Origin of the sequence: Ruegeria meonggei (assembly GCF_042768335.1) — a bacterium.
In the GTDB taxonomy this organism is placed as follows: domain Bacteria; phylum Pseudomonadota; class Alphaproteobacteria; order Rhodobacterales; family Rhodobacteraceae; genus Ruegeria; species Ruegeria meonggei.
In genome coordinates this window covers 977,413-992,552 of sequence record NZ_JAXHBT010000001.1, presented here as the reverse complement: position 1 = coordinate 992,552, position 15,140 = coordinate 977,413, and the positions used below count along the sequence as shown (strand labels likewise).

General features: G+C 57.5%; 12 protein-coding genes and 1 tRNA gene. 12 read left to right on the top strand and 1 reads right to left on the bottom strand.

The window, feature by feature from the left end:
- The first annotated feature begins 15 nt into the window (after window positions 1–15).
- The 9 genes from pyrH to SJY13_RS04910 all read left to right on the top strand — a co-directional run bounded on the left by pyrH (window position 16) and on the right by SJY13_RS04910 (window position 10,322).
- Complete coding sequence (gene pyrH, locus SJY13_RS04950) at window positions 16–768, top strand: UMP kinase (RefSeq protein WP_085821617.1); 753 nt, start codon at window positions 16–18, stop codon at window positions 766–768.
- 251 nt (window positions 769–1,019) lie between these two features.
- Window positions 1,020–2,246 carry an aminotransferase class V-fold PLP-dependent enzyme gene (locus SJY13_RS04945; RefSeq protein WP_377188408.1) on the top strand — a complete coding sequence of 409 codons (1,227 nt, stop codon included), beginning with the start codon at window positions 1,020–1,022 and terminating at the stop codon, window positions 2,244–2,246.
- 48 nt (window positions 2,247–2,294) lie between these two features.
- Window positions 2,295–3,719: a cryptochrome/photolyase family protein gene (locus SJY13_RS04940; protein ID WP_377188405.1), complete on the top strand. Its 1,425-nt coding sequence runs from the start codon at window positions 2,295–2,297 to the stop codon at window positions 3,717–3,719.
- A 69-nt stretch (window positions 3,720–3,788) separates the two neighbouring features.
- Window positions 3,789–4,997 (top strand): SAM-dependent methyltransferase, encoded by a 1,209-nt coding sequence (locus tag SJY13_RS04935; protein WP_085821614.1) that lies wholly within the window; start codon window positions 3,789–3,791, stop codon window positions 4,995–4,997.
- Window positions 4,998–5,013: 16 nt separating this feature from the next.
- Complete coding sequence (locus SJY13_RS04930; RefSeq protein ID WP_085821613.1) at window positions 5,014–5,454, top strand: TrgA family protein; 441 nt, start codon at window positions 5,014–5,016, stop codon at window positions 5,452–5,454.
- 30 nt (window positions 5,455–5,484) lie between these two features.
- Complete coding sequence (locus tag SJY13_RS04925; protein WP_377188400.1) at window positions 5,485–6,600, top strand: NUDIX domain-containing protein; 1,116 nt, start codon at window positions 5,485–5,487, stop codon at window positions 6,598–6,600.
- Window positions 6,601–6,669: 69 nt separating this feature from the next.
- Window positions 6,670–7,704, top strand: coding sequence for a cysteine synthase A (locus SJY13_RS04920; protein WP_377188397.1), 1,035 nt, complete (start codon window positions 6,670–6,672; stop codon window positions 7,702–7,704).
- The gene (locus SJY13_RS04915) at window positions 7,704–10,142 is read left to right on the top strand and encodes a DUF3772 domain-containing protein (protein ID WP_377188394.1); all 2,439 of its coding nucleotides are present in this window, start codon (window positions 7,704–7,706) and stop codon (window positions 10,140–10,142) included. The genes SJY13_RS04920 and SJY13_RS04915 overlap by 1 nt, the downstream gene beginning before the upstream one ends.
- A gap of 90 nt (window positions 10,143–10,232) precedes the next feature.
- Window positions 10,233–10,322: transfer RNA gene (locus tag SJY13_RS04910), tRNA-Ser, on the top strand.
- Between the two features lie 246 nt (window positions 10,323–10,568).
- Here SJY13_RS04910 and SJY13_RS04905 read toward each other — a convergent pair.
- Entirely contained in the window at window positions 10,569–11,063 is a 495-nt protein-coding gene (locus SJY13_RS04905) for a response regulator transcription factor (protein WP_377188391.1), read from the bottom strand.
- Window positions 11,064–11,458: 395 nt separating this feature from the next.
- Between SJY13_RS04905 and SJY13_RS04900 the strand changes: the two genes are divergently transcribed.
- From SJY13_RS04900 to SJY13_RS04890, 3 genes are read left to right on the top strand one after another with little or no spacing between them, the layout of a single operon-like run.
- Window positions 11,459–13,882, top strand: a complete 2,424-nt coding sequence (locus SJY13_RS04900) for an AAA family ATPase (RefSeq protein WP_377188388.1) — start codon at window positions 11,459–11,461, stop codon at window positions 13,880–13,882.
- Window positions 13,879–14,475: a DUF4255 domain-containing protein gene (locus SJY13_RS04895; RefSeq protein WP_377188385.1), complete on the top strand. Its 597-nt coding sequence runs from the start codon at window positions 13,879–13,881 to the stop codon at window positions 14,473–14,475. The genes SJY13_RS04900 and SJY13_RS04895 overlap by 4 nt, the downstream gene beginning before the upstream one ends.
- Entirely contained in the window at window positions 14,472–15,140 is a 669-nt protein-coding gene (locus SJY13_RS04890) for a hypothetical protein (RefSeq protein WP_377188382.1), read from the top strand. The genes SJY13_RS04895 and SJY13_RS04890 overlap by 4 nt, the downstream gene beginning before the upstream one ends.

The window sequence follows — 15,140 nt, the reverse complement described above, 5'->3', positions numbered from 1 at the left end:
AGCCCGGAGCGCAACATGAGCCTTTCCTCGACAAATGAGACCACCGCCACCCCCAAGGCGACGTATAAACGCGTGATGCTGAAAATCTCGGGCGAGGCGTTGATGGGGGATCAGGGGTTTGGCCTGCACCCGCCAACCGTTCAGCGCATCGCGCAAGAGGTCAAATCGGTGCACGATTTGGGCGTCGAGATATGCATGGTGATCGGGGGCGGTAACATCTTCCGCGGGCTCAGCGGCTCGGCCCAGGGAATGGAGCGGACGACAGCTGATTATATGGGTATGTTGGCGACAGTGATGAATGCGCTGGGGATGCAATCGGCCCTGGAAGAGGTTGGCGTGTTCACCCGCGTCATCTCAGCCATTCGAATGGATGAAGTGTGCGAGCCGTATATTCGCCGGCGCGCCGTGCGGCACCTGGAAAAGAAACGTGTTTGCATCTTTGCCGCCGGAACGGGCAACCCGTATTTCACCACCGACACTGCGGCAACGCTGCGCGCCAATGAAATGGCGTGTGAGGCGATCTTTATGGGTAAGAATGGCGTCGACGGTGTCTATGACAAAGACCCCAAGGTTCATGCGGACGCGGTGCGGTATGACTCGGTCAGCTATGACGACGTGCTGGCCAAGCGTCTGCGGGTCATGGACGCCTCGGCAATCGCGCTGGCACGTGACAACAACCTACCACTGATTGTATTTGGGCTGGATGAACCCGGTGGGTTCCGGGGCATTCTGGCGGGTGAGGGCACGTATACCAAAGTTCAGGGCTGACCCTCCTCCAGTTCTATCAGTCAAAGCCGGGCCGTTTCGCCCGGCTTTTTCAGTTCCACACCCTGTTGTGCGCTTGACGACAGCTGGACCTCTGGGCAACGTGTCGGTGTTCTTGCGTGCTACACGTGCAGGGGCTGCGGGCGTCTGTGCGGCGTCGGCTGGGCTGGAAGACCTGCCATGGTTTCTGAGGGTTCCGGAATCATGCTCGGACACCTCTTGGAATGACGAGCATAAACAAGGAGGCACGTGCCATGAGCACTCTGGATATCAATTTCGTTCGATCGCAGTTTCCGGCGTTTCAGGAACCCAGCCTGCAAGGACAGGCGTTTTTTGAGAATGCTGGCGGTTCGTATACCTGCAAACCGGTGCTGGATCGGCTGACACGGTTTTATACTCAACGCAAGGTGCAACCCTATGCGCCGTATCAGGCCAGCCGCCTGGCCGGAGAAGAGATGGATGAGGCCCGCACCCGCATGGCCGCCGTTCTGGGTGTAGACACAGACGAGCTGAGCTTTGGGCCGTCGACCACCCAAAACACCTATGTTCTGGCGCAGGCATTTCGTCAGTGGATGCAGCCGGGTGATGCAATCATTGTCACCAACCAGGATCACGAGGCGAATTCCGGTCCCTGGCGGCGTCTGGCAGAGGAAGGGATCGACGTACGCGAATGGCAGATCGATCCCCAGACCGGATCTCTGAACCCGCTGGATCTGGAAAACATGCTGGATGAAAAGGTGCGTCTGGTCTGTTTTCCGCACTGCTCCAACGTTATCGGAGAGATCAATCCGGTCACCGAAATCACCGCAATCGCCCACGCCGCCGGTGCGTTTGTCTGTGTGGACGGAGTGTCTTATGCACCGCACGGATTCCCGAATGTGGGGAAGCTTGGCCCCGATATCTATTTGTTTTCAGCCTATAAAACTTACGGCCCGCATCAGGGTTGTATGGTGATCCGCCGCGCAATCGGAGAGTTGCTGCCGAACCAGGCACATTATTTCAATGGTGACGTTCTGCACAAACGTTTCACCCCGGCGGGTCCCGATCACGCGCAGATCGCGGCCAGCGCAGGCATGGCGGATTATGTCGATCTGCTGTGCGATCATCACAACGGCCCCGGGTCCGGTGCGGCTGCGCGCGCGGCATTTGTGCACGACCTGATGCGCACGCACGAGGTTGCGCTTCTGCAGCCCGTTTTGGACGCGGTTAAAGACCGCAACAACGTACGGCTGATTGGCACGTCCGACGCCACCCGGCGCGCTCCTACGGTGGCCCTGTCCCTGAACACGGACGCCGAGGCCGTGGCCGCAGACCTGAACGATCATGGTATCATGGCAGGTGGCGGCGACTTTTATGCTGTGCGCCCGTTGCAGGCGATGAGGGTTGACCCCGAGCAAGGCGTGCTGCGCGTTAGCTTTACGCATTATACCTCGCAGCAGGAAATTGATCAGTTGTTAGGGGCACTTGAGACCGTTTTGTGATCCAGTTCCAAGCCTGCCCCGTATCGTCAATAAAACAACAGGGCGGTCATGGGTAACGAGCAGTCACCGATCATTGTGTGGTTCCGACGGGATTTGCGTCTGTCGGACCACCCGGCATTAAACGCAGCAGCCCGAACAGGCCGTCCGATCATCCCGCTGTTCGTTCTGGACGATGCCGTGCACGCGCTGGGGGCTGCACCGAAGTGGCGGCTGGAACAGGGGCTTGAGGTTTTTGCGCAATCCCTGACACGGATCGGAAGTCGGCTGACCATTCGGCGTGGGGATGCGCTGACAGTGATACAGGCTTTGATCGCTGAGGTCGGGGCTTGCGCTGTCTATTGGTCCCGTGCCTATGACCCGGCTGCAATTGCACGGGACAGCACTTTGAAAGCCAGCCTTTCCGGGCGGGGGGTAGAGGCCAAGTCCTTTGCTGGCCACCTATTGTTCGAACCCTGGACCGTTGCCACCAAAACGGGACAGCCATTTCGTGTGTTCACACCGATGTGGCGGTCGGTGCAGGGGCGGGACGTCCCCGAGCCTCTGGCCTCACCATCTCGTTTATCTGCACCGTCCGAGTGGCCAGACACCGAACAGCTTGAGACGTGGAGATTGGGGGCGGCCATGAACCGCGGCGCAGCTATCGTGTCGCCTTTTGTTCAACCCGGTGAAACTGCAGCGTTTGACACCCTGCATAGCTTTCTGGATCGCATTCCAAACTATGCAACCCTTCGCGACCGGCCAGATCTGGATGGAACTTCGGACCTGTCCGAGTACTTGTCGTTGGGTGAAATCAGCCCGCGCAGTATCTGGCATGCGGTCCAACGTGCTGCAATGAACGGCGTATCAGGTACCGAGCCCTACCTGCGGCAACTGGTCTGGCGTGAATTTGCCTACCATCTGATGTTCCACTTGCCCCAACTGCTGAGCAGGAACTGGAAGCCCGAGTGGGACAGCTTTCCTTGGAACACTGACGCAACCCATCCCGATGTGATGGCGTGGAAGCAGTCTCGCACTGGTATCCCAATGGTCGATGCAGGCCTACGCCAGATGTATGTGACCGGCCGGATGCACAACCGCGCGCGTATGATCGTGGCCAGCTATCTGACCAAACACTTGATGACCCATTGGAAGATCGGAATGGATTGGTTTGCCGACTGCCTGGTGGATTGGGATCCGGCTGCCAACGCGATGGGGTGGCAGTGGGTTGCGGGCTCGGGCCCCGATGCGTCGCCGTTCTTTCGCGTCTTCAATCCGCAGACCCAGCGTGAGAAGTTTGATCCAAATGCAGCCTATGTAAACCGGTGGATTGCCGAAGGTCAGCGTGATCCGCCAGATACAGCGCTGGCCTACTTTGAGGCTGTACCGCGATCCTGGGCGCTTGATCCAAGTAGAACCTATCCTGCTCCGGTTGTTGAATTGGCCCAGGGACGGGTGCGCGCGCTGACGGCATATGAAGGCCGAAAAATCCAGTAAGGAACTGAAAACTTGCCAGAAACACAAACTCGTCCTAGCCTGAACCCGCCACTGTACAAAGGAGAGGGGATGATCCTTACGACGACAGACGGGCAAAAAGACCTGCCCAGGTACTTTGCGCAAGTATTGAAGATGCTGAACCGGATGGGGTCCGGTCGGCTGGACATTGTGTTGCCGGATGGTCGTATCTTCCGGACCGAAGGGGCCAAAGCGGGGCCAGTGGCCCGCGTTGATATCCATAACCCAGACGTGTTCGCTCGTTTGATCCGAGAGGGTGAGCTGGGCTTCTCGGACGCCTATCTGGAAGGGGATTGGAGTACGCCTGACTTGCGCTCGTTCATGGATCTGGTGCACCTGGGCACCGAGACGGTCTATGACGACTTTACAGGTAAACTTTTGGTTCAGGCCTATGAGCGTTTGCGGTTCTGGCTGCATCGTAACAACCGCAGGCAGGCCAAAAAGAACATCTCGTACCATTATGATTTAGGTAATGATTTCTATGGCTTGTGGCTGGATGATACGATGACTTATTCCAGCGCGTTGTTCGAAACCGGACAAGAAAGCCTGGAAAACGCGCAAACTGCAAAATACGCTAGCCTTGTTGATGAAATGGGTGCGAAGCCCGGAGATCACATTTTGGAAATCGGCTCTGGCTGGGGCGGGTTTGCTGAATACGCCGCAAAAGAGCGTGGCCTTCGGGTCACAGGTTTGACCATCAGTCAAGAACAGTTGAACTTTGCCCGGCAACGGATTGAAAAAGCGGGGCTTTCCGACATGGTCGAGTTCAAGTTGCAAGACTACCGCGACGAACAAGGTCAATATGACGGCATCGCGTCAATCGAAATGTTCGAAGCCGTAGGACAAAAATACTGGCCAGTCTATTTTGAGTCCGTGCGCGAGCGCTTGAAACCTGGGGCACAGGCGACGCTGCAGATCATCACCGTTGCTGATCACAGATGGGATGTATACCAGAATGGTGTTGATTTCATTCAGAAATATATCTTTCCGGGTGGTATGCTTCCGGCGCCTTCGGTTTTGAAAGAACACGTCGCGCAGGCGGGGCTGAACGTTGTGAAGTCGCGCGAGTTTGGAAAAAGCTACGACCTGACCTTGCGACGCTGGTACGAGACGTTCAACGCCAAATGGGACGAAATTGCCGCTCTGGGTTTTGATGAGCGTTTCCGCCGCATGTGGAATTATTATTTGACTGCTTGCGGCGCAGCCTTTGACACTGGCAACTGCGATGTGACACAGATCACTATAGCAAAACCCGGTTAACAAACGGAAATTTCGAATGCCCACTGCCGCACGTCTCGTAGCATCCTTGTGTCTTTTGGTGATCGCGTTTCTGGTTTCAAGCATGATCATCGCAAATGGTGATGAGGGTAAGGATTACGGCTGGTTCACTTATGTGAATATGGTGATCGCAGTGGTTTGCGCTTGGAAGATCATGGGCAAACGGGTCGGCAGAGGCTGGACGGCGGCGGTTAACAATGGCTTGACCGGCGTCGCGTCGCTGGTGTTCTGGGGTCTGTTTGTTCAAGGCTGTTATGAGATGTTCCGGCTGGCAATGCGCAATCGCTATGACGGACCGTTTGAGGCGTTGATTGCCATTTTCCGGATCGGTGTTGAGTACGGTCAGTTGCTTTTGGTTCCAGAAATCCTGTGGACATTGGTGATCGGAGCTCTTATCGCCGGGTTGGCGGCCGAAGAAGCCAATCGCCGCTGGAACTAAAACCCAAAAATCAACGCGAGACTCATATCTGTGTCCGATTTGTTCTTTTACGGCACGCTCAGGTATCAGCCACTGCTGGAGCTTGTGCTTGGCCGTTCGCTATCTGATCTGGCCATCTCTCAGGCCTCTCTGAAGGATCATAGTGTGTACGGGGTGAAGGGGCAGGCCTTTCCCTTGATTGCTGCTGAATCCGGTAGTGTCGCAAAGGGGTTGCTGGTGCAAAACCTTTCCCCGAATGACCTTAAAAAGCTGGCTTTTTATGAAGGTGGTTTTGAATATGACCTCAACTCGCGGATGGTCGATCTGGCAAATGGATCAACTGCCGAAGCGCTGGTGTTTTATCCCGAACCAAACCTGTGGACGCCGGACGTTCTTTGGTCTTTGCAGGATTGGGTGGATGGTTGGGGGGAACTGACTCTGATCGCTGCGCAAGAGGTGATGGCCTATTACGGCAAGGTCGACGCCAGTGTTATTGCCCGCAGCTTTCCCTCCATCCGGACTCGCGCGTGGGCCAAGCTGGCCGCCCGGAAACGCAAGACGGGCGATCCGCGCGATGCCCGCAAGGATGTTATCATTCACGATCATAAACGCGCCTATGTCGACTATTTCGGTATGGAAGAGGTCGCGCTGCAACATCGTAGGCACGATGGCTCGATGGGCGCTGTTCTGAACCGAAACGGGTTGATGCAGGGCAGTGCGGTTGTCGTTTTGCCCTATGATCCGGTGCGCGATGCTGTGCTGTTGGTTGAACAGTTCCGGACGCCGGTGTTTTTGATCGACGACCCTGAGCCCTGGATGTGGGAACCCGTGGCAGGGATGATCGACCCCGGCGAAACGCCAGAACAAACAGCACTGCGAGAGACACAGGAAGAGGCGCAGGTTGCGCTCGACACGCTTGAGTTTGCGGGCGAGGCTTATTCCTCCAGCGGGTCGTCGACTGAATACGTGTATCTTTATGTCGGGCTGGCTGATCTGACCCGGACTATCGACAATGGCGGGTTGGCGTCCGAGGGTGAGGATATTCGGACTCAAATCCTTCCATTTGACGCGTTTATGGCTGCCGTGGACAGCAATGGCTTTAAGGACATGCCGCTGTTGACACTTGCCTATTGGCTTGCGCGCCATCGCGACCGGCTGCGCGCTTAGTTATCGCCGCTTGTGGTTGGGGCAGTGCATCTGTAAATCTTCGTTGAGACATAATGATATGAGGGCGCCATGCGCATTGCACGAGATCTTGCTGACGCAGTAGGAAAAACACCGTTGATCCGGCTGCGCCGTATCAGTGACGAGACCGGGTGCGAAATTCTTGGCAAAGCGGAGTTCATGAATCCGGGCCAGTCGGTCAAGGATCGCGCGGCGCTTTACATCATCCACGACGCCATCGCCCGTGGCGAGCTAAAGCCGGGTGGCACTATCGTCGAGGGCACAGCCGGGAACACCGGTATCGGCCTGGCATTGGTGGGTGCGTCGATGGGGTTCAAAACGGTGATCGTGATCCCGGAAACCCAGTCCGAAGAGAAGAAGGACATGCTGCGCCTTGCCGGTGCGCAACTGGTGCAGGTTCCCGCAGCCCCGTATCGCAACCCCAACAACTTTGTTCATTACTCGCGCCGTTTGGCCGAGCAGCTGGCGCAAACCGAACCAAATGGCGCAATCTGGGCCAATCAGTTCGACAACGTGGCCAACCGACAGGCGCATGTGGAAACAACCGGCCCCGAGATCTGGGAACAGACCGACGGCAAGGTCGACGGTTTTGTCTGCGCCGTTGGATCGGGCGGCACGCTGGCCGGTGTGGCCGACGCGCTGCAGCCCAAGGGCGTCAAGATCGGGCTGGTCGATCCGATGGGGGCAGGGCTCTATTCCTATTACACCACCGGTGAGATCGCGATGGAGGGCAGCTCGATCGCGGAAGGTATCGGTCAGGTCCGTATCACCAAAAACCTCGAAGGGTTCAAACCAGACTTCTCGTACCAGATGACAGACAATGAGGCACTGCCGCTGATCTTTGAACTGCTGCGCGATGAGGGTCTCGTCATGGGTGGCTCGACCGCGATCAACATGGCGGGCGCGGTGCGACTGGCCAAGGATCTGGGACCGGGCCACACTATTGTGACGATCCTGTGTGATTACGGTACGCGCTATCAGTCCAAACTGTTCAACCCTGAATTCCTGCGTGAAAAGGAATTGCCGGTTCCTGACTGGATGACAGAAGCACCCCGCAGCATCCCCGGCGTGTTCGAGGACGTATGATGCTGCGGCAGGTTCGCCCGTTTCTGGCGTTCCTTCTGGTTTGTTTTGCCCTGCTGGGTGGCCCTGTCGCTGCCCAGTTAACTGATCGGCAAAGCGAATATTATCAGAACTGGCTCGAGACAGCGGACCGTGCCGAGACCGATATTGAAGCTGATCGCACCTCGAACGCCGCGCTGGAAAACCTGCGGGCTGACATTCACAACTATCGTGAAGATTTCAACCGGGCGCGCAGTGCAAACACAGACCGTATTCAGACGCTGGATGCGCAAATCACGGCCTTGGGGCCGGCACCCGAAGGGGATGCGACTGAACCCGAAGAGATTGCCAAGCTTCGGGCGCATCTGGAAAAACAGCTGACCAGCCTGCAAGTGCCGCAAATCATCTCGGAAGAAGCCTTCAGCCGTGCTAACGGGCTGATCAGCGAGATTGACCGCCTGCTGCGCGACCGGCAGACAAAAGAATTGCTTGAACGCGGGGTATCCCCGCTTAACCCGGTCTATTGGGGGCCAGCTTGGGTCGACATTGTCGAGGCTGTACGCGGCCTGATCAATGAATCTGCACTGAACCTAAAATCCAACATCGTGCAGGACCATCTGAAAGAACGCGGACTGGGCATTTTCTTCCTGACCGCTGCAGCGGGGGTTTTGCTGTACTACGGGCGTTTCTGGTCCGAGGCTGCTGGTGAATATATGCGGCAACTGGGGGGCCGGGGCAGCGGCGTCTGGACGTTTCTGGTTTCACTGCTGCGTATTCTGCTGCCTTGGTTGGGTGTCTGGCTGCTGGTACAGGCGATCGTGATGACCGGTCTACCGGGGCTGCGCGGAACGCTTTTGATCCAGAATGTCCCGTATTGGGCGGCGCTTATCTTTTACTACGATTGGATCGGTCGTCAGGTTTACATCTCGCAGGCCGCGCAGAACTTTAATCGCCTGTCCCGTAAGGGTGTGACCCAGCTGCGGGTATATCTGGATATTCTGGCGATTTTCCTGATCGCGCATGAATTTGGGCTGCTGTTTGACCAGATCGAGAACATCTCAGACGCGACCCGTGCTGTGATCAGCTTTCCGGTTGTTGTTGGAACGGCGCTTGTCTTGCTGCGTATCCGTCGCATTCAGGCCGTTAAGCCAGAGACCGAAGACGGGCAGTCAAGCGAAACGCCGCGCAGCGCCGGGCTGACGCAGCTAATGGAATTCCTGCGCAAGGCAGTATTCCTGCTGGGAATTGTCAGCCCGATTTTGGCTGCCGTAGGTTACACCAATGCAGCCGAGGGGATTGTTTTCCCAGCGGTGAAAACACTGGTTCTGTTTGCGGCTCTGACGATCTTCCATCGCTTTATCACCTCGGTCTACGGCTGGCTCAGCGGGCTGGGCGAGGCGGCACGGGATTCGCTGTTTTCAGTGCTGGCCGGATTTGTCATCGCCATCCTGACATTGCCTGTATTGGCGCTGTATTGGGGCGCGCGCCAAACGGACTTGCTTGAGGTCTGGTCACGGCTGCTGTTGGGGTTCGATATTGGCGGGGTTACGATCTCGCCCAGCAACTTCTTTACCTTCCTGATCGTGTTTGTCATCGGCTATGGCCTGACCCGTCTGTTGCAAAGCGGGCTGCGCAATTCGTTGCTGCCCAAGACCAGTATTGATCTGGGTGGCCAGAATGCGATTGCAGCGGGCACCGGGTACGTCGGGATTTTTCTGGCCGCGTTGGTCGCCATCATGCTGGCGGGTTTTGATCTGTCCTCGCTGGCCATTGTCGCCGGTGCGCTGTCGGTTGGTATCGGTTTTGGCCTGCAGACCATCGTGTCGAATTTCGTCTCGGGCATTATCTTGCTGGTCGAGCGCCCGATATCCAAGGGCGACTGGATCGATGTGAACGGGATGATGGGTTATGTGCGCGATATCTCGGTGCGGTCTACCCGGATTGAAACGTTTGACCGAACAGATGTGATCGTTCCCAACTCGGACCTGATCAGCGGTGTGGTCACGAACTACACGCGCGGCAATACCGTCGGGCGGGTCATTGTACCGGTGGGCGTGGCCTACGGCACAGACACGCGCGTGGTTGAGAAGATATTGGGTGAGATTGCCAATTCGCATCCGATGGTTTTGGCGAATCCAGCACCCAGCGTGGTGTTTCAGGGCTTTGGTGCGGATTCGCTGGATTTCGAAATCCGGGCCATTCTGCGGGATGTGAACTGGGTGCTGTCGGTGAAATCTGACATGAACCATGAGATCAACCGCCGGTTTGTTGACGAAGGCATTGAGATTCCGTTCGCTCAGCGCGATGTTTGGTTGCGCAACCCCGAGACGTTGCGGGCGGGTCCGCCTGCGCCGCAACCCGCACCAGAGACAAAGGTTGCCAAGCCGTCGAAACCGGTCAGTTCTGCACCCGTTGAGATGACCGAAGCCGACCTGTCTGACGGTGACGGGGACGAGTTGTAAGCCCACCTGTGTCACAAGCGCGGAAGGTTAAAATTTCGCGGTATTCACCTCTTGCAAATCCTCCGGCGATGGTTCAAACAACGCCGGCACGGAGAGGTGGCCGAGTGGTCGAAGGCGCACGCCTGGAAAGTGTGTAGGCGGGAGACCGTCTCCAGGGTTCGAATCCCTGTCTCTCCGCCACCTAAACCAGACTCATTTCATTGGTGTTTTCTTTCCCGGATTTGTGCCGCAATTCCCGCGGGTTGTCATGGCCGCTGCCAAACCGAGACGCGTCAGCGCACCAAATGGACTGCGACCCCGCAGTTGCAGGGATTGGTTCGCATTTGTCTGACGGCATCCAACGGCATTTTCAGGGTTGCACCGGTTTGGTGGACTGGTCATTGCGGTAACAGGCAGGGCGAGCTGATAGGGCGGCTTTGCGCCGTTTCATCTGCGAAGATGCGCGGTCAAGGCTGTCCGACGGGGCACGTCGAACTTGGACAGAATGGAGCGCACGTGGTTCTTGACCGTTCCGACACTGCGGTTGACCTCGCGGGCGATTTCTTTGTTCGTCAAGCCGTCGCAGACCAGGCTGCAAATCTCCCGCTCGCGGCGGGTCAGGCACCCGGTCGGGTCATCGGTTGCATTGGGATCGCGTTCGGGGCGTGCAAGGGCCCGCATCATCGAGGCCGCCACAGTGGGCGAAACCACAACCTCACCTCGCATAGCCGCCCGCGAGATTCGCACAACATCCTCAAGCGTGGCATTCCGGGGCACGATCCCGTTACAGCCAAGCCGCGCCGAGGCAAGCACATCATCCGCCGCAGTTTCATCGACGGAAAGCCCCATGAAACAGGTATCGGTAAGGCGGCGTCGTAGGGTTGAAATTCCGGCCCTTCCAGCTTCGTCAGCAAGGTCCACAAGGATGATCGACGTCTTCATGCGGGACGCGAGATGCGAAATTGTATCGATATCGGCAGAATACTCCGCCGAGCGGACGGCTGCATGCTGGCTTAGACCATCTGCAAGACAGCGGCCGAACAGGGCATTCGCCGAAAAGATAAGACACCGCATGACGTACACGAAATAAAATAGAATCAATCGTGAGTTTAGTATAACACGAGTCACCAGAATTTTTGGGTTCGGCACCAATTCAACCATAAAAATAGGCGGAAATCTGTAGGGCCTATGCCTTTAGGCACAGAGATTCAGTTGAAGTGTATAGGTCCAAGTTGCCGTTACGTAAGCCTTTTGGGCCAATCCGGATTTTCACCTTAGGGCAGATTCACGAATTCTGAAGCAAGGCGCATTCTTTGGGGCATGAACAAGGTTCGCCCATGCCCATAACCCGCGTAATCATTGGCCCTTTCAGTCGCCGCGCCCTTGGGGACGCTTTGGCGCTGTCTCTGAAACAGGACAGATCACTCGCAGTTTCTCAGGTTGGGTCCGAGGCGGAAGTTGAGAGTTTTCTTAACGCCACCGAGACTGTTGTTGTCCTATTAGAGCAGCGGGGCAGCGATACCCTGCAACGCTTTATGCCCTTGTCCGACAGCGTTTCGGTCATCCTGATTGATGGAGACGGGCGCGGCGATGTCCAGGTTGCGCTTCGCGAAGTCGGGCTGTCCCGGATGCGTTCAATCATTGGATTGCTTGCCGAAAGCCCGCATCCCAAAGTCTTTTGCCTGGATCAGCATCTCCCTCTGGCATCAGAGCAGCTTCTGCGAGACCCCGGTTCCGGTTTGGCTCCGGTCTTGGCTTGGCTCGACACGGCCTTTGCGCTTGTGCTGGATCGGTTTGCAGCCGCGCGTGGCGGACAGGGTGATGCCCCCTGGATGGAAGAGCTTCTGTACCTCAAGGCGCATTTTCTGGCAGGTCGGCAGGTTTCGCGGGAACGCGAAAGCGAACTATTCGATGCCATGGCCGAAGCGCCGTTGTGGCATCAGCCGGTGTTCAGGACACTTCCCCTTGCCCCAGAGGAATTGAAGCTTTTGTGCCTGGCAGCCGCCCCCGATCTCGATCAGCGCTACGGTCAGGCAGTCGGGCTTTTGCAGAACAATTTCGCCGAGTCGCGTCCAAGTGCTACGACCCTTTCGATGTTCTTCAGCCCGGATCATGTCGGTGGTGACATTCTGACGATCCTCAAGACGAAACGTCCATTCGCGCGATTGAAGCTGATCCGCACCGAGGCAGACGGGCCGCAGCCTGGCTATCGTGTGCCAAGGGAAGTGATCGAACTTCTGTTCGGAATCCGCCGCTGTTCGGGGCAAGATTGGAGTGTTCAGTGGGTTGGGCTGGATGCCGAGCCGCAACTGGCCGCATCGCTTGGGCGCCTGTTGTCCAGAAAGGCGCCACCCCTTGTATTGGTTGACGGGGGTAACGCCTATGCCGCCGGCGAAATCGCGGCGGCGGTTCTGGCCAATGAAGGACCTGTTTTAAGGGTCAAGTGTACGGTTGCTGAGGCGGGTCAAAGCGCGCGGCTGGTTGATTGGGCACTGGCTGCGAGGATCCATGACGCGGTTTTGATGATAGAGAATGCCGGAGTTCTGCCAGGCCCCGAGCAAGAAGCGATGCTGACCTCGGACGTCGGATGCGTGCTGCGCGGAATGATCGTGATCGGCGCAACGGAAATCGCGCGGTCCCAGCCAAACGGGCGGGGAATTGTTCATGCTGCGGTCAAGAAGCCGGGCGGGGACCTGATCTCGGCTCGTTGGTTGCAGGCAACGCGAGAGCTGGGTGTCGTTCTGAATGCTGACGACGCAAGAAGCCTGGCCGGTACGCTGCGACTCCCCCCTGAAGAGATTGTCACGCTGGCGCAGATGGCTGTCAGCGCGGCGCAATGCGCTGATGGCGGCGCTGACGTTCGGCCAAAAGCTCTTTTGGAGGCCGCCCGCCATCTGGCGGCGCGCCATGCGCCGGAAACCGTCAGAATACCCGAGTGCATCTTTGGGTGGAACGACATTGTCCTGCCGGACACCATACGCACAGTCGTGGAACTTATCCCCGAGCATGTCAGGCACAGCCAGCAGGTGTTGGATGAATGGGATTTTGTATCGCGCCTTCCGTATGGCCGAGGGGTAGGTGCCTTGTTTAGTGGCCCTTCGGGCACCGGCAAGACCATGTGCGCGCAGGTCATCGCGGCCTGTCTGGGTGTCGAACTGATGCAGGTAGAAATTGCTCGGTGTGTTTCGAAATACATTGGGGAAACGGAAAAGAACATCGACCGCTGTTTCCAGGCCGCCGAGGCCGCAAGCGCGGTTCTGCTGTTTGACGAGGCCGACGCCCTGTTCGGAAAACGGACCGAAATCAAGGATGCCCACGACCGCCACGCGAATGTAGAGGTTGCGTATTTGCTGCAACGGATCGAGGCCTATGAAGGTCTGGTCATTCTGACCACCAACCTCAAGAACAACATCGACCCTGCGTTCCTGCGCCGCTTGCGTTTTGTGGTTGATTTCCCGATGCCCGAGGCTGCCGACCGCGAACGGATATGGAAACTGGCCTTTCCGGATGCTGCCAAGCGCCACGTCAGTGTCGATACGGCATTTTTGGCGCGCCGCCTGCCGCTGTCGGGTGGCTCGATCCAAGCCATCGCGGTCAACGCCGCCTTTGGTGCCGTGGCCGAAAGCGCGCCCGAGATTCATATGCGACACGTCATGGCCGCAACGCGCACCGAATTACTGAAAATGGGAATGCTGAGTGTCGAGCGCGAGCTGACCGACCCCCATCCCGAACCACTGGTTTTGGAGGGCTGCCTGACATGAGCATTGAGGCCATCAAGCTGGTAACCCAGGGCATTCAGGCGCTGATCGAAACCAAACTGGCGGTTGAAAATTTGCCCACACAGGTTTTTCTGGGCTCTCCGGCACAGCGCAATGACGTGAATACGCATCTGGTTTCGGTGTTCATGTTCCACCTGGCGCCCAATGGCGAAATGAGAAACGCGCCCCGTACGATCAACGGCGCCCCGGATCCGGTTTTGCAGGACGCGCTGCCTTTTGATCTGTACTACCTGATTAGCTTCTTTCGGTCTGGAAATGGATCAGAAACAGTCGATCTGCACCGTATGGGCGCAACAATTGCCGCTCTTCACGAAACGACAACGGTGGCAGAGGCCATCATCCCGGATCAATCCGTCCGTCTGACGCCCGTACCTTATCCGATGGAAGAAATCAGCCGCGTCTGGGGCCTGATGAACGACAAGCCCTATGTGTCTTCGTTTGTTTGCCTGGCCAGCCCGGTCTTTATTGATGCGCGCGCCGCGGTCCGGGGTGCACCGGTCCGCAGCCGTCGGCTTGATCCCGGTCATTCCGCTGAAACTCCGGATGTCTTCGGCAGAAAAGAGGGCGCGTCATGACCCATTCTTTCCCGATCATCTTTGATCCGAACCGGGAAGCCCCCGAGCGTACAAGTCCCGCAAGCATTGTGGTGACCCCTCTCGACAGTTTCACGCGTCGGATGATTCAAGGTCCGATCACCGCAAAACTCAGGGATTGGGGCAACAAAGCGCGCCGCTCGGCATCGGGCCATCTGGTGTTCGAGCGGCTGACGGCGGGCAAGACGTACACCGTCGAAGTGGATGCGGAACGGGCAGGGTACTTTCAGCCTAAGCCCTATAACATCACCGTTCGCGCCGATCAGAAGGACCCGGTGCCCGATGCCGGGCGCATTCTGACCCTGACCCTGCGCCCGGACCGGGTATCGGATGGTGAGGCCTTGATCGTGCGTGGCGAGGTTGTCGATGCGTCCGGCGAGCGTGTGGCTGGCCAGGTGCTGGACGCCAAGGTCAAACTTGCCACTGAAACACAGGTGCGTCCGGGGGCACTTACTTTTTCAACGCAAACGAACGCCCGGGGCAATTTCGCCATGCGTATGAGGCCCCCCCCGGTTTCGCTCAGCACGACACCCAAGTTCCCGCTGCTTGTCGATGTCTCGTTTGAGATCGCCGGGACCGAGGTTTGGTCCGGGAAGGTCAGGGATTTTACCACGCTGATTTTGGATACCGCAATCGTGGTGCCCTGA

What these genes read in the sequence shown, in the direction of transcription:
- SJY13_RS04895 (WP_377188385.1), top strand. Translation starts at nt 13,879, where the DNA reads ATGAGCATTGAGGCCATCAAGCTGGTAACCCAGGGCATTCAGGCGCTG.
- SJY13_RS04940 (WP_377188405.1), top strand. Translation starts at nt 2,295, where the DNA reads ATGGGTAACGAGCAGTCACCGATCATTGTGTGGTTCCGACGGGATTTG.
- SJY13_RS04935 (WP_085821614.1), top strand. Translation starts at nt 3,789, where the DNA reads ATGATCCTTACGACGACAGACGGGCAAAAAGACCTGCCCAGGTACTTT.
- SJY13_RS04905 (WP_377188391.1), bottom strand. Translation starts at nt 11,063, where the DNA reads ATGAAGACGTCGATCATCCTTGTGGACCTTGCTGACGAAGCTGGAAGG.
- SJY13_RS04900 (WP_377188388.1), top strand. Translation starts at nt 11,459, where the DNA reads ATGCCCATAACCCGCGTAATCATTGGCCCTTTCAGTCGCCGCGCCCTT.
- SJY13_RS04920 (WP_377188397.1), top strand. Translation starts at nt 6,670, where the DNA reads ATGCGCATTGCACGAGATCTTGCTGACGCAGTAGGAAAAACACCGTTG.
- SJY13_RS04890 (WP_377188382.1), top strand. Translation starts at nt 14,472, where the DNA reads ATGACCCATTCTTTCCCGATCATCTTTGATCCGAACCGGGAAGCCCCC.
- SJY13_RS04930 (WP_085821613.1), top strand. Translation starts at nt 5,014, where the DNA reads ATGCCCACTGCCGCACGTCTCGTAGCATCCTTGTGTCTTTTGGTGATC.
- SJY13_RS04915 (WP_377188394.1), top strand. Translation starts at nt 7,704, where the DNA reads ATGCTGCGGCAGGTTCGCCCGTTTCTGGCGTTCCTTCTGGTTTGTTTT.
- SJY13_RS04945 (WP_377188408.1), top strand. Translation starts at nt 1,020, where the DNA reads ATGAGCACTCTGGATATCAATTTCGTTCGATCGCAGTTTCCGGCGTTT.
- pyrH (WP_085821617.1), top strand. Translation starts at nt 16, where the DNA reads ATGAGCCTTTCCTCGACAAATGAGACCACCGCCACCCCCAAGGCGACG.